This window comes from Desulfomonile tiedjei (assembly GCA_016212925.1).
Lineage (GTDB): Bacteria > Desulfobacterota > Desulfomonilia > Desulfomonilales > Desulfomonilaceae > JACRDF01.
In genome coordinates, this window is record JACRDF010000024.1 from 22,271 (window position 1) to 35,816 (window position 13,546).

The following is a 13,546-nucleotide window of genomic DNA, read 5'->3' on the forward strand; positions in this document are numbered from 1 at the left end:
CGGATGTGCTCAGGGGCTTTTTCACACGATCTCCGCCCTAAGCAACCGTCCGCTCGGCCGGACGGGACTAATATTTTCCCTTTATAAAGGCCAGGGATTCATCAATTGCGTTTAAGGTCAGTGCCAGGTCTTCTTCGGTGTGCCGAAAGCTGATATAGGCGTGATGGAAGGGTGAAAAAAAGAATTTCCTGCGAATGAGCTGGGTGTAAAAATCCTTGCGCTTGCCTTTGTGTGCGCCTGTTTCGTCCTTCTTAAAAGTGATGTAGAACATGGGGGCCACGCCGGTCAGTTCAGCTCCCACATCATATTTGTCAATCATTGCCTGGAGCTTTTCGAGGAACCTTCCGCCCTTTTCCCAGATATTTTCAAGCACATGGTCCCGTTCAAGGATCTCTATGGTTTTGAGCGCGGCAACAAAACCCTCGCTGTTCGGGAAAAAGGTTGAGGAAATAAAAAGCTTGTCGCTAGCCGCCATCATGACATCTTTCTTCCCGGTCACTACCGAGATGGGATATCCGTTGGCGAGCGCCTTTCCGAGAACAGTCAGATCAGGAGTGACTCCATAGAGTTTCTGGGCCCCGCCCATTGAAAGCCTGAAGCCGGTCCGGATCTCATCATAGATCAACACCGCGCCATACCTGTCGGCAATCTCTCTTAGGCCTTCAAGAAACCCCGGCTTCGGTATCTCCATTTCTTGATGGTTGGGATGGCCGAAAGGCGTCATGATGATCGCAGCGGTCTCGTCACCGTGAGTTGCCATCAGGTCTGCCAGTTGGTCCAGGTTATTATATTGAAATTCAAAAACATCTTCGTAGAATTTTGACGGAATTCCGCCTTTCATTTCAACGCACCAGTCATGCCAGCCGTGGTAACCGCACCGCATCACTTTGAGCTTATTTGTATAGGCCCTTGCAATACGAATACTTGCGGTGGTTGCATCAGAGCCTGTTTTCAGAAAAATGCTCATCTCGGACGAGGGCACAAGTTCAGTCAGCTTTTTGGCCAGCAGGTTCTGGTATTTTTGTGTCAGAGTGAAACAGAACCCTTTCTCTTTTATCTGTTTGTAAACCGCTTCATCCACCTCTTCTTCACGGTAACCCAGGATGATCGGGCCATAACCGCAGAGAAAATCAACAAATTCATTGCCGTCAACATCGGTCAGGCGGCAGCCTTTGCCGGTTTCAAGGAAGATGGGATATTCCCCGTCGATGAAATCGGTCGGCTTTCTGGCGCCCAGAACGCCTCCGGGTACCAGCCCGGTTGCTTCTTCAAACAATTCCCGGCTTTTGGTGATGTTGAGTTTTTCTATCTCTTTCATGGCAAGTCCCTTTGAGGTACGCTTGGAGTCGGCGTGGCATTGCACGCTAGAGGGTGACCTGAGATGAGACCACAAGTGGCAGTGTTCACGGTCAACGGGAATTGGGGGCCGGACCGAAATCTAAAATCCAACGAGCCTTTCCAGCCTGTCTGACTGTTGCTATGCTTTCAATATCAGTCGTTACGCTCTAGTAAATTCATCCCATTCGATGCCTAACTGCCTTATGGCAGTTCTGACGGTCCCTATTTTGAGATCACGGTTTCCCCAGTCCGGCAATATTGCAGCCCGCTGAGTTTGGGGATTTAACCATTTCCGATGAGAACCGCCGCCTCGTCTAGGCAGCTCCGTGCAACCGAGAGCGATTAGCTTCAAGGTGACGTGGCGATAGGTCATGGAGTCGCCACTAGGGCTTCAAGCCACACAGGACTTGTGGTGTCGGAAATCTGAACGCTTGCAGGTAACGGGCGTCCTAAATCTTCATATGCTTCAATGGTGGCTTCGAGAGCGTCTCGAACGTTTTCTAGGGCCTCCTCAACGGTGTCGCCTTCGGTAACCAATTCCGGCAGGAGAGGCGAAGTGACCGTAAAACCGCCTTCAGGTTGAGGGGCCAGAACTAACGGCACTTTGTATAGCATTTGGGCCTCCACTGATTTCCTGGCCACGGATAGCAGGAAACATCCTGTCTCACCTGCGCGATGCTCTATTTCCCTGCCCTACCAAGTCGGTTCTTATTGCTTCCACATCTATGTGAAACTTTGGGCCTGGTGGGTATTCTTGTTCCCGTAGCTATCCCATTATAGTATTGATCCATCCGCAAAGCCAAATGCTTTGGCCAGGGGACCTACCCAAAAGTTTGGCAGGACATGCTTTAGACTTCCAACATGGATGAAATCTTTTCTGTCTGATGGATTCTTGCGCCTCTTTTCAAAAAGGCTGCAAGGAATTTGTTCGGGTCGATGCAGCCTTCAGGGGCCACCACACCTTTTGCGGCCACATCACCTGCGTCCATCATGAGTGCTGCAATGGATGCGGGAAGGCCTGTCCCGGGAGCCATCCTCCCCACCATGTCGGCTGTGTAGGTTACCCTCTTGCCGTCTCTTTCCCCTTTGACAATGACCTTGAGCCCCGAAGCCTGGGGACCGTTATCTCTCCCTTCCGGAATGGTCTCCCAAAGCTTAAGCGCCAGATCATAAGGAGTTACGGTGGTCCCTTTGATATCAATGGGTTCTGTGCCCAAAAAGCCCGTATCTTTCTGTTGTTTTATCATTTCATCGACCCACAGGGGTATGAGTGCGCCCTTAATCACCACATTTTTAACCCCTTTGATGTACTTGGGGATGGTCAAAGGCTGTGGATGGCCCACGTACCGGACATGGCAGGTGCCAAGGGGTTCCAGGAACTCTTCCGCCACTACTTCGGTCCCGCCTTCCACGTGGACCAGCTCACCATTCAAATATTGCGGGACCTTCCCAAGGGTCATATGAAGGCTGTGGTCCCAGGCAGCTCCTGCAAGTTCAGCAATGGCGACTACCCAATAAAGGTAAATATCATCAACACTGTCCAAGCGGTCTGCATAGTGTTTAACCAGAACATTGTTGGTCCCGGGGTCGGAGCCCATGCCGGTAAGAACTGTGATGCCGGCTTCTCTGGCCATCTTATCTATATCGGAGTTGAAAAGAATTTCGGTTCCCTCATAGTCATCGCAGATGTCAATATAGTTCACCTTTGCCTCGACTGCCGCTCTTGCTACAGGCACGGCAGTCTTATAAAAGGGACCTGCACAGTTAATCACAACGTCAATTCCCTGGAATGTCTGCACCATGCGGCCATGATCGTTAACATCCATCTTGATCAGGTTCACTTTTTCACTGTCGCGTAATTTCGGGCCCAATCTTTCCGGGTCCGGGTATAAATCGGCCAGGACAACATCCGCGACCTGTTGTTGTTTTATCAGGTCCCGGGCAACGCCCTGACCCATGCCGCCGGCTCCTCCTAATACCAAAGCACGCATATTTCAATCCGCCTTTATGTTCAGAAATTATTGGGCGACCACCAGTTTATGAAGCTTCCGGACCCGAATCGGGAAGAAGTCCAAATCGTGTCACGATTGGGGTTGCATGCATTTTATTGCCCTCACCCCGACCCCTCTCCAGTGGGAGAGGGTTGGGGACAACCGGCAAGATGCCGGCGCTACAGCAGCCCCCTCCCCTGCCGGAGAGGGCCAGGGTGAGGGGCGTTCGTGTTACGATTCTGCACCTTCCGAGTTTTGAGAGGGTCTCAGATGCCAAAACCTTTGGAAGAGCCCGAGCTAAGTGTCAGTCCGGGCTCACTCCAGCACCACAAGGGCGTCAACGGCAACCGGCCTGCCCTTACTGATGATCAGAGGATTAACGTCCACCTCTTTGATCTTGTCGTTTTCAAGGCCCAAGCGTCCTACATTAATAAGGATTTGCACCATCTGATCCAGGTCTACGGCTTCCATTCCACGGATTGCCTCAAGAATTTTGCGGCCTTTGATATCCTGCATCATAGCCATAGCATCCACCGGCTCCAAGGGCGCCAGACGAAACGCCACATCCTTGAGGATCTCGGTGAAGATGCCCCCAAGACCGAACATGACACAGGGACCAAATTGTGCATCGCGTGTCATCCCCACCATCAGTTCACGTTTGCCGCTGACCATTTCCTGAACAAGGACCCCTCCCCGGTTCGAGTTCATCTTGGCCATAAATTCGTCAAAGGCTGCGGCGGCTTCTTCTTCGCTTCGCACATCGACCTTGATCATGCCCATTTCCGTCTTGTGGCTTAAGTCGGGAGAACAGCCTTTCACAACCAACGGAAATCCGATCTCTCTGGCCGCGGATGACAGATCTTTGCGTTCCAGGACGAGGATTTCCCGCGTCACCGGCACGCCATATTCCGCCAGAAGCTGCTTGGATTCGTACTCGGACAGTGTTTTTCTGCCTTCACTAACTGCTTGTTCTACTATGTGCATTTTATGCCTCCCAGACGATCTTTATAGCTCCGAACAGACCCCGCGTGCAACGACAATCCGCGGATTCCCATTCAAGCCATAAGACACGAGACAAAGAGGCCATCACGATGTTCGCCTTATTGACCGTGGACTTCGTGTTTGTGATTGAAATGGGAGATGGGGCGCGCTAGTATAGGGGCATGAAGACAGTGCGATACGTGTACTGCTAGGACGAAGGAATGTGGCTGGGGTACATCGAGGAGTTTCCGGACTACATGACGCAGGGAGAAACCCTGGATGAACTTCAGGAAAATCTGAAGGACATCTACGATGACCTCGCAGGAGACAAGGTTCCCGGAGTTCCTCATGCTACTCCAACTGCCCGAAGTGTCAGGGACAAGAAGTCGTTCCATATGACGATTGACGGCTAAAAGAAGCGACAAGAGATAACAAGCCCTCGGGTGGTTCCCGTTCGTGAAGCGGGGGCGTTAAGCATGGTTTGGCGTTAGACCATAGATAGGTTAGACTATAGTTGGTTAATTGGCATCGCTTCACTCCGTCAGACATCGAGTATGACTTTGAGCGAGATAAGCTAGGAGTTCATGGCGTGGCTTTCAATGAGGCGGTGGAATGCTTCTTTTCGGGTTTCGAGGTGCGCAGGAACAAGGAATTTAGAGGTCGTTATCAGTTGCACGGCAAGACGGTCGGGGGGCGTAGACTGAAGATCATCTTTCAGCTCAAGCCGAAAGGCGTAGTTCGTATTATTACAGGGTGGCCCATATGATCACAAAGAGTAAGACTACGAAAAGAAAACCTTCTGAAGAAGAAATTGATAGCATGGTGGTGGCCCAAGCCGACAATGATTCGGCGTGGGAGGAGCCCATTCAGGTTCGCAGGACCAAAGCCGCCTCTTTGTCCATCCCTGCCAAACTTGCTGCAAGAGCCGCTTTCTTGGCCAAGCTCCACAGGGAGAAGAGCATCGAAGAGTGGCTTACTCGAATTATTCGTGAGCGGATTGAGCTTGAGGAGATTGCTTTTTCTGAGGTCAAACGCGAGCTTAAAGGAAAGCAAACCCAGTCCGGTCGCCGCCTCAAGACGCCGAACAACCAAGCTTGAGGATCATCTGCACAATGAGAACCCCTTCAGAGTCATTGCCCGCCTAACAGCAATCTCCGAGCCTGACTTAAACACTACCAGATGGTCCAGCCCCCGTCGATGAAGATGGTTTGGCCGGTGATAAAATCCGATGCTCGGGAGGCCAGGAAGATCACGAGCCCGGCAAGTTCTTCGGGCTGCCCCCATCGCCCCATCGGAGTACGGTCTACGATGAAGCCAAAGCGTTCCGGGTCGTTTCTCAATTGGGCCACCAGAGGAGTTTCAAAGTAGGTCGGGCCTATGGCGTTGACCTGTACGCCTTGTTTTGCCCATTCCAGGGCCATCACTTTGGTCATCTGTATTACGCCGCCCTTGCTGGAAGCATAGGCCAACTGGGACGGAAGCGCCACGGCCCCAAGAATGGAGGCCATGTTGATAACCTTGCCGGACCCGCGGGAAAGCATTGCGGGAACCACTGCGCGGGCCATCAGGAAATAACCCTTCAGGTTCGTGTTTAGTACGGTGTCCCACTCTTCGGGGGACAGTTCGAGGACAGGCTTTCGGACATTTACACCTGCATTGTTTACAAGGATGTCTACGTATCCAAAGGCTCCCAGCGTACTCTTCACATTCTCGTCTACCGACAGGTGGTCCAGAACGTCTACGCAGAAGATCTCGGCTCGCCGACCCAGGGACTGCACGGATTCCTTGACCGCCTGGAGTTCTTCTTTGTTCCGTGCGTACAGGGCCACGTCCGCGCCCGCACCTGCCAGGGCCAGCGCCATTGCCTTGCCCAGGCCCTTGGATGCGCCGGTCACCAGGGCCACTCGGCCTGATAAGTCAAAGAGTTCTTGGGTCATGTGGATTCATCCTCGTTATTTCTTGGAACTTCGAGCGGCGGGCACGGCATGCCGTGCCCCTACAAACCATCGCGGCCGGTTACTATAGTGATCCTCAAAGGTTTTTCCTGAATGGAGTAGTCCCGCGTTGGCGGGACACCCACCGGTCAATCCGTGATTACTTTCGAGAACTGGTATGAACCACAGCCGAATAGGTGTGAGAAGAAGCGATTGTCTCCCAGATAATCTCGGCCAACTCCTCTTCGGCAACCGGTCTGTGATCCACGTGGGCGCCCTCCACCGAAATACAGCGAGGCAACCCGGCGGCCTCGGCATACTCCTCTTCAAGGCATGCTCGGGGGCAACCGTTGACCAGCAGCAACCAGTCGGCCTCGCCATCTGAGGAAGGAACGGCTTGCGTTCCCGTGGATCGCATGATCTCCCTCAAACGGCTCACCACCGCGCCTCGATCTATTTCGGGATTACAGCCTCCGCAATACCGAACGCGAATATGTGTGGGTTGGTCCTCCATTTTCGCTGCAACGCTGATCAGCCTCGACAACTATGCTCCATCGGGAGGTATATCCCGGAACACCTCAAACGGACAAATTGCGATGGACAAGGATTTCTCGTGAAAATCCCTTTAGCCGGTGATTCGATGGCAGATCTTGACCTTTCCGGCCTGGATCTTCTCCTTTGTCTCCTGCCAGTATTCTTCTTCAGGTTTCCCGAGGATCTTTTCGAACGTCTCGTCTTTCCTTATACCCGCAATGGTTTCCGCAAGTTCTCGCTTCTTTTCAATGCCGCTGCGGCGCGCGATAATGATTTTCTGCGCTGCCGGTGAACCCGCGCCGTGCATTGCTTCGGGCAGGCCCGCGCCGATGGACATGCTTTCGATCAGCCTTAGCATCTTGAGAATGTCGTGCACGTCCACCCCTTCTCTGCCGGCGAAATATTCCGCAACCACCTCCCCTACGTCGGGGTTGTTCATGTCGCTCTCCGAAGGCAGGGTAATGATCTTCCCTCCTGCTATGTCCTGCGCGACACGCATCCACTCATAAACCATGCGAGTGATGTTCAGTTTGGTGACACTGGCAAGCAGAGGATTCACGCCGTAGGCTCCGGAGGCCGTCTTGTGGCCTTCATAAGAGCAGGCCAGAGAGCAGGACCAGCAAGTTTCGGCCAAGGCGACCATTTCGGTGAGCTTGTCCAGAATATGAGAGGCTTTGGCAACGCCGTGCGCATCCGCAAGCCATTGGGAGCCGCCGCACACTACGTCCGCAAGTCCTACTTTGCACCCGCCATAGTTGGCTCTGTGATGCGCAGCGAAGGTCTCTACCAATTGGCCCGCAAACTCGTATTCCCCGGCCATGAAAACTCTTTCCCAGGGGACAAATACGTCTTTGAACAGGATAAGCGCTTCTCCGCCTACGCAGGCATACTTGGGATTGCCGGAGTCCAAGGGGCTTTCGAGCCGACGGCTGTCATTGGTTTGCCGCGCGAAAATGAGCTTTATGCCTTTTGCGTTCACCGGGACCGCGAAAGAAACGGCAAAGTCTTTGTCCTCTTCTCCCATGGCTCGTGTCGGCATTACCAGGATTTCGTGGGAGTTAATAACACCTGTTATGTGGGCTTTGGCGCCGTTCACGACTATGCCGTCGTCTCGGCGTTCCGAAATGTGGAGGTACAGTTTCGGGTTCTTTTGTTGGTGGGGTCTGAGGCTGCGGTCTCCTCGGGCGTCGGTCATTGCGCCCGCGGACATGTAGTCCCGCTCCTGGACGTACTGGAGAAAGTCCTTGAATCGCTCGTGGTAGTTGGTCCCGTGTTTTGCGTCCATGTCGTACGTCATGGCGTACATGGTGTTCAGTCCGTCGAAGCCCACGCACCGCTGGAAGCAGGTCCCTGTCTTCTGGCCCAGCAAGCGCATCATGCGCACCTTTTTGACCAGATCGTCGATGCTTTGATGTATGTGGGTGAACCGGTTGATTTTGCGGCCGGTGAGATGGGAGGTTGCTGTCATGATCTCCTCGTGCAGAGGATCATGGGCCAGTTCGTAAGTCATTGCCGCGGTATGTATGTGAGGTGCGAACATGGGCTCGTCCACCACATTGGTCACTTTCTCACCCATGAAATAGACCTCGGGTTCCAATTGTCTCAACGATTCGATGTATTCACGTCCTGTCATAATTGCCATGGCCGGATTCTCCTTTTGGGGCTCATAAAGGTTGCTCTGGAAGTGAAGAATTTCTCATAAAGGGCCTACTTGTTCTCCGGTTTTCGGAGGGCCCTGCGCAAGAATTTTCCCGTCAAAGTCTTGGGGATCTCTGAAACAAACTCAACCTGTCTCGGGTATTTGTACGCTGCCATCCGACTCTTGCAGAAGGCTACGATTTCGTCGGAGGTTACCGAACGGTCCAAACCATCTTTCAGCGCGACGAACGCCTTCACGGTCTCTCCTCGATACTGGTCGGGCACGCCCACAACAGCGGCTTCACGGACGGCCGGATGTTGATACAACACATCTTCCACATCTCTCGGCCATACCTTGAACCCCGACGCGATTATAAGGTCCTTCTTTCGATCAACTACATAGAACCAGCCCTTCTCGTCCATCTTCCCAACGTCTCCGCTGTGAAGCCACCCCGATCTTATGGCATGGGCCGTTTCGTCGGGCTTGTTCCAGTATCCGGGTATAATCATCGGACCACGATTCACTATTTCACCCACTTCGCCCGGGGCCAGCTCACGCGAGCCGTCCTCGAGGTCCACAATTTTGGAAACGGAATTGGGCACGGGCACGCCCACAGATAGAGCGCCGCTCTCTTCGTCCACCGGCGCGTCTTGACCGAGTGGGGTGATGTGCGACGGTGAATTGGTCTCGGTCATTCCGTAAACATTGTGAAGAAGCAGGCCTGTCAACTGCTGAAACTGATCGACCACGGCCTTGGAAACAGGGGCTCCGCCGCTGTACGCTTTCCTGAAACTCGACAAGTCCCTCTTTTTGATATCCGGGTGATTCGTCATGGCTATGTAGACTGTGATGGAAGCAACCGTCATGGTGACTTTCCAGCGCTCTATGAGCCTGAGGGCCTCTCCGGCATCGAACCTGTAGAACAGCACCACCGGAATCCCCGCCAGAGCGGCAATGGCCGCGTGCGCGACTTCACCCGTAACGTGAAAGAGCGGCGCCACGCCCAGGACCACATCGCCCGGGTCGATACGCATCATGGCTTGGTAAACGCGAGCGCTGAAAGCTATGTTTCCATGGGTGTTCATGGCGCCCTTGGGCTGACCCGTGGTGCCGGAGGTATAGGTCAGGTAAGCCACGTCTTCCGGTGAGACCTGGTGCGGCTCGACTGTCCTGTCGCAATGCTCCTCCAGAATCTCTTGCAGATCCAGGCAGCCTGGAACGGTCATGCGCTTCATGGCCTTGAGCATACCTGGAACAGGCGAATCGGCAGGCAGCAGATCCAGGGCCGAGGTCGTAACGACCCGCTCGATAGTTGTGCTCTTCAGAAAGGAAAGATCCAGCCTGGACGCAATTTCGTCCATGGTGAGAAGTAGTTTGGCACCCGAATCACGACAGAAGTACGACAGTTCCTCTTCCTTGTACATAGGATTCACGGGCACCACGATGATGCCGAGTTTCCATGCTGCGTACACGGATATGAGGAACTGGGGTATGTTTTGGAGGTCCACTATGATCCGGTCACCGGCATGAAGCCCAAAGCCACAGAAGGCCGCTGCCAAAGACTCCGACATTCCATCAATTTCCCCATAGGAAATTGCGTGCTCAAAATAACAGACCGCGGTATGACCGGAACAGGACCGCACGGATTTGTTGAAGTCATCTATGGCCGTAGCCGGCCCTGTCTCCAAATCATGAGAAACCCAATCCGGATAAGAACTTAACCAGGGCCTCTTCTCATAAACCGATTCCATAATGCCCCCTTAATACCGCCGAAAGAGAAACCCGGAGGAAACTTTCTTGTGTAATCCCGCGTCCCGCGGGATCTTCCGGGTTTCCTTGAAAAAACTCTATGTCTAGTCCGCTGACCAGCTTTCGCTGTCAGCGAAAGCTGGTCAGCGGACAGGATATAGAAGTTTTTGGAAAGGGGTGCGGGGAGGAACCTTTTTACAAAAAGGTTCTCCCCGCAAACTTTTCCCTAGTCAGCGCCGCCGGTACATTTCAGGATTTGGCCGGTGACGTATTTCGACGAGTCGCCTGCCAGGAAGGACACGGCCTCTGTCACATCCGTCAGCTCTCCCATACGGAACGCGGGGATTTCTTTGACCAGTTGATCCGCCAGCTCTTTCTGAATCTTGGATGGGCGTATGGCCTTGATGAAGCCCGGCACGATACAGTTGACGTTGACTCTGAATTTGGCCACATCTTTGGCGGAAGCGAGTGTCAAGGCTATTACCGCACCCTTAGCGGTTTCGTAACTGAGGGAATTGGCGTACCTGTCCCAAGCCCACGGCGCTATGTAAATGATGCGGCCTGAAGATCTCCTGACCATGCTTTCTTGAACCGCGGCAGCGGTGTTCTCGGCTCGTGTCACGTTGTCCTGTAGTCGCTTGGCGGCTTTGAGCCTGTCTCGCGGGGGCCCGGAAGCCTTCAGATTCCCTATTCCCAAGTCGTGAATGTAAATATCAACAGGGCCGTTTTCTTCTTCCATCCGTTGGAACAAATCTGGAGTCATCGGCCCGTGTTCTGCAGCAGAATAGCACGAGAGGGTCGCGGAGGTTTTGGGATTGATCACGGGGTGTTCACGGCCCCTTTTCGGACCGTCTACATAGGTTGCCAACCGCGCGCCATGGGACAGAAGGAAACATATGACGGCCGTGCCCAGCACAGTACCGCCGTTTGCCACAATTGCGGACTTCCCTTCCAGAGGCCGCAACTCTGTGCCGGGATTTGCCTCGACAAGATCTCTTTTTAATAATCCTCGAAAGAGCAGGTCCAGAATGGTCTTTTCGACATCCAGAGCACTGGCGTGGCCTCTAAGGTCCCATCTCTTGAGGACCCACGCGTCTACCATGGATTTGATCAAATTTGCCACAACCCGTGCATTGCACTCACGGAGCACCTTTGTTTTTACGCATTGGTCAATTATGGACTCGAATGCCTCCAGGTGCGCGCGTTCCTTCTTCAAGAGGCTTCTCAGGAGCGGTTTCTTGAGGATGTGGCCTTCCTGGTAAATCAGCATGATCGCGTCCGCGAGTTTGTCCATGGTATTGAACTCTGCACGGATCATGCGGCGCAGCTTTTCAAGGGGTTCCGCCGCCTGCTCCACGACTTGCTTCATGGCTTCCATAGCTGAGCTGGCCGAGAACTGGTGGATCAAGAAGAATATGTCCTCTTTGGATCCGACATAGTCATATATGTTGCCCTGACTCAGACCCGTTTCTTCTGCAAGATTTCTGAGGGTGGTTTTGTGAAACCCCTTTTTTGCAAAGAGCTTGATCGCGGCGAGAAGGATCTGTTCACGTCGTTTTTCTACTAATTCCAGGTTCTTGACTGTTGTTGGGATGGTGTTCATATCGGGTCCCCTGGGGGGAGAAGGTTGTCGAACGCTCACTCATCTTCCGAGTGCCTGTTCACATCTTAGACAAATAAAATGCCGTGTCAACCACAACCTCCTCGGCTCGTTACACCTTACCAGGAGCTGGAAATGTATGTTTTGTCGCGAAACCGGCCCCGTACCGGTCGGAGGTTGCCATGAGGAAATTCTTGACATTCAAGAATTCAAAAAGCTAATCATGCAAGTAGTCCCACACCTTTCGAGCCCTGCCTTTCCGAGGCTTTCAAGCGACCGGTTCAAAAAACGAAGCCAAGGAGAGCTTAAGAGTGTTTTTCGGTAATCCGGGTTTTACAACAGTCTATCCCTCATGAAATGTGAACTTCTAACGCCTCTACGTTACGCCGATATGGCTGCAGGATATTCCGGGCCTGAATACGGCAGGAAAGAAAAGGAGGAGGAATATGGACGAGCACGGAAGGACGCGTAGGGATTTCTTGAAAGTCGGGCTTGTGACCGCGGCGGCCGCGGCGCTGGGGCCGGGCGTCATCAAACCGGTCGGTTTATGGGCCGCGGAGCCCCAGATCAAAGGCCCTATCAAAGTGGGCTACCAGGCTGTCTTATCCGGAACGTTGGCCGGATACGGCGAGTTTCACAAAATGGGCGCGGTGATGGCGGTCGAGGAGATCAACGCGGCCGGAGGCATCGGCGGGGCCAAGCTGGAAATGGAGATCCGGGATTCCACTCTCGCGGCGCCTGCATCCATTCAAAACGCTCGCTACTTTGTGGATAGCTGGGGGGCCGACTTCCTTGCAGGAGTGGATTCTTCGGGCCAAGCCCTGGCCCTGGCTCCAGTGGTGGGCCAACTGGACCGTATCTTGATGGTGACCCACGCTGCCACCGAAAAACTCACCGAGGACGAAGTCTTCAAGAAGGGGATCAAGCAGGTGTTCCGCATCTGCACTCCCACGTATCAGGACGGGAACGCGGCAGCATTCGTCGCGAAAGACCTACCGGCAAAGACCTGGGCTACAATAAGCCCGAAATATGAGTATGGCTACACATGCTGGAATATGTTCAAGGATACGCTGGGAAAACTGAAATCCGGCATCCAGTTTACCGCGGAATCGTGGGCGCCTTTCGGAACCACTGACTTTCGGCCCCATATCAACACCATTATGGACGCGAACCCTGAAGGGCTTTACTCGACGGAATGGGCAGGCGAGCTTATCACCATGATGAAACAGGCCAAACAAGCCGGCATGTTTGAAAAAATCAAACACGTTATGCTTCCTGTCGGTGCGGCCATGGATGTCTTGGAAGGGCTCGGGTCAGAGATGCCGGACAACATCTGGATTTCCGGGCGGTATTTCTTCTTGTATCCTGATTCCCCGCAGAACAAGGATTGGGTCGCACGGTTCCAGAAACGCTGGAATCACTTTCCCGCTTATGTTTCGGAGACAGGGTATTCCACGATGTTCGCATTCAAGAAGGCCGTCGAGGCGGCCGGCTCCAAAGAAACGGCCAAAGTGATTCAAGCCCTTGAGGGGATGGAGCTGGATTCACCCGCAGGCCACCGCGTGTTCCGAAAGGAAGACCATCAGGCGATGTACGACGTGCCGTGGGGCCTGACAAAGGCCGACCCGAAGTATCCTTTCAAGATCATGGGCAAGCAGGTCGTAATCCCGGCCAAGGAATGTTTCAACCGACCGCCATTCGAAGGCGAAGGGACGAAGCCGCCTTTCAAATCATAGCACCCGGGTCGCGAGAAGCCGGGCGCAGAGTCGCTCAAAGCGCC

13 protein-coding genes and 1 pseudogene are annotated in these 13,546 nt (G+C 53.6%); 4 read left to right on the forward strand and 10 right to left on the reverse strand.

Going from position 1 to position 13,546, the window contains the following annotated elements:
* Nucleotides 1-67: 67 nt before the first annotated feature.
* The 5 genes from HY913_10215 to HY913_10235 form a co-directional block, all read right to left on the reverse strand.
* Nucleotides 68-1,318, reverse strand: a complete 1,251-nt coding sequence (locus HY913_10215; GenBank protein ID MBI4963640.1) for an aminotransferase class III-fold pyridoxal phosphate-dependent enzyme — start codon at nt 1,316-1,318, stop codon at nt 68-70.
* A gap of 180 nt (nt 1,319-1,498) precedes the next feature.
* Complete coding sequence (locus tag HY913_10220) at nt 1,499-1,711, reverse strand: type II toxin-antitoxin system HicA family toxin (protein ID MBI4963641.1); 213 nt, start codon at nt 1,709-1,711, stop codon at nt 1,499-1,501.
* Nucleotides 1,708-1,953 (reverse strand): type II toxin-antitoxin system HicB family antitoxin, encoded by a 246-nt coding sequence (locus tag HY913_10225; protein MBI4963642.1) that lies wholly within the window; start codon nt 1,951-1,953, stop codon nt 1,708-1,710. The genes HY913_10220 and HY913_10225 overlap by 4 nt, the downstream gene beginning before the upstream one ends.
* Nucleotides 1,954-2,186: 233 nt before the next feature.
* Nucleotides 2,187-3,329 (reverse strand): saccharopine dehydrogenase NADP-binding domain-containing protein, encoded by a 1,143-nt coding sequence (locus tag HY913_10230; protein ID MBI4963643.1) that lies wholly within the window; start codon nt 3,327-3,329, stop codon nt 2,187-2,189.
* A gap of 315 nt (nt 3,330-3,644) precedes the next feature.
* Nucleotides 3,645-4,313, reverse strand: coding sequence for an acetate--CoA ligase family protein (locus HY913_10235; protein ID MBI4963644.1), 669 nt, complete (start codon nt 4,311-4,313; stop codon nt 3,645-3,647).
* Nucleotides 4,314-4,492: 179 nt separating this feature from the next.
* Here HY913_10235 and HY913_10240 point away from each other — a divergent pair.
* The 3 genes and pseudogenes from HY913_10240 to HY913_10250 all read left to right on the forward strand — a co-directional run bounded on the left by HY913_10240 (nt 4,493) and on the right by HY913_10250 (nt 5,408).
* Nucleotides 4,493-4,633, forward strand: a pseudogene (locus HY913_10240) (type II toxin-antitoxin system HicB family antitoxin).
* A 266-nt stretch (nt 4,634-4,899) separates the two neighbouring features.
* Nucleotides 4,900-5,076, forward strand: a complete 177-nt coding sequence (locus HY913_10245; GenBank protein MBI4963645.1) for a hypothetical protein — start codon at nt 4,900-4,902, stop codon at nt 5,074-5,076.
* Nucleotides 5,073-5,408, forward strand: a complete 336-nt coding sequence (locus HY913_10250; GenBank protein MBI4963646.1) for a hypothetical protein — start codon at nt 5,073-5,075, stop codon at nt 5,406-5,408. Before HY913_10245 ends, HY913_10250 begins: the two co-directional genes overlap by 4 nt.
* 74 nt (nt 5,409-5,482) lie before the next feature.
* Here HY913_10250 and HY913_10255 read toward each other — a convergent pair whose 3' ends face one another.
* The 5 genes from HY913_10255 to HY913_10275 form a co-directional block, all read right to left on the reverse strand.
* Nucleotides 5,483-6,247: a glucose 1-dehydrogenase gene (locus HY913_10255; GenBank protein ID MBI4963647.1), complete on the reverse strand. Its 765-nt coding sequence runs from the start codon at nt 6,245-6,247 to the stop codon at nt 5,483-5,485.
* Nucleotides 6,248-6,404: 157 nt separating this feature from the next.
* Nucleotides 6,405-6,788: a hypothetical protein gene (locus HY913_10260; protein MBI4963648.1), complete on the reverse strand. Its 384-nt coding sequence runs from the start codon at nt 6,786-6,788 to the stop codon at nt 6,405-6,407.
* Between the two features lie 81 nt (nt 6,789-6,869).
* Nucleotides 6,870-8,420, reverse strand: a complete 1,551-nt coding sequence (locus tag HY913_10265) for a 4-hydroxyphenylacetate 3-hydroxylase family protein (GenBank protein ID MBI4963649.1) — start codon at nt 8,418-8,420, stop codon at nt 6,870-6,872.
* Between the two features lie 65 nt (nt 8,421-8,485).
* On the reverse strand, nt 8,486-10,168 hold the full coding sequence (locus HY913_10270; GenBank protein ID MBI4963650.1) for an AMP-binding protein: 1,683 nt from the start codon (nt 10,166-10,168) through the stop codon (nt 8,486-8,488).
* 224 nt (nt 10,169-10,392) lie between these two features.
* A complete protein-coding gene (locus tag HY913_10275; protein ID MBI4963651.1) occupies nt 10,393-11,769 on the reverse strand; it encodes an SDR family oxidoreductase in 1,377 nt (458 codons plus the stop codon).
* A 443-nt stretch (nt 11,770-12,212) separates the two neighbouring features.
* Here HY913_10275 and HY913_10280 point away from each other — a divergent pair, with 443 nt between their 5' ends.
* Nucleotides 12,213-13,502 (forward strand): ABC transporter substrate-binding protein, encoded by a 1,290-nt coding sequence (locus HY913_10280; GenBank protein MBI4963652.1) that lies wholly within the window; start codon nt 12,213-12,215, stop codon nt 13,500-13,502.
* The last annotated feature ends 44 nt before the right edge of the window (nt 13,503-13,546 follow it).

Coding starts and splice junctions, on each gene's coding strand:
- HY913_10215 (MBI4963640.1), bottom strand. CDS start 1,318: ATGAAAGAGATAGAAAAACTCAACATCACCAAAAGCCGGGAATTGTTT.
- HY913_10220 (MBI4963641.1), bottom strand. CDS start 1,711: ATGACCTATCGCCACGTCACCTTGAAGCTAATCGCTCTCGGTTGCACG.
- HY913_10225 (MBI4963642.1), bottom strand. CDS start 1,953: ATGCTATACAAAGTGCCGTTAGTTCTGGCCCCTCAACCTGAAGGCGGT.
- HY913_10230 (MBI4963643.1), bottom strand. CDS start 3,329: ATGCGTGCTTTGGTATTAGGAGGAGCCGGCGGCATGGGTCAGGGCGTT.
- HY913_10235 (MBI4963644.1), bottom strand. CDS start 4,313: ATGCACATAGTAGAACAAGCAGTTAGTGAAGGCAGAAAAACACTGTCC.
- HY913_10250 (MBI4963646.1), top strand. CDS start 5,073: ATGATCACAAAGAGTAAGACTACGAAAAGAAAACCTTCTGAAGAAGAA.
- HY913_10255 (MBI4963647.1), bottom strand. CDS start 6,247: ATGACCCAAGAACTCTTTGACTTATCAGGCCGAGTGGCCCTGGTGACC.
- HY913_10265 (MBI4963649.1), bottom strand. CDS start 8,420: ATGGCAATTATGACAGGACGTGAATACATCGAATCGTTGAGACAATTG.
- HY913_10270 (MBI4963650.1), bottom strand. CDS start 10,168: ATGGAATCGGTTTATGAGAAGAGGCCCTGGTTAAGTTCTTATCCGGAT.
- HY913_10275 (MBI4963651.1), bottom strand. CDS start 11,769: ATGAACACCATCCCAACAACAGTCAAGAACCTGGAATTAGTAGAAAAA.
- HY913_10280 (MBI4963652.1), top strand. CDS start 12,213: ATGGACGAGCACGGAAGGACGCGTAGGGATTTCTTGAAAGTCGGGCTT.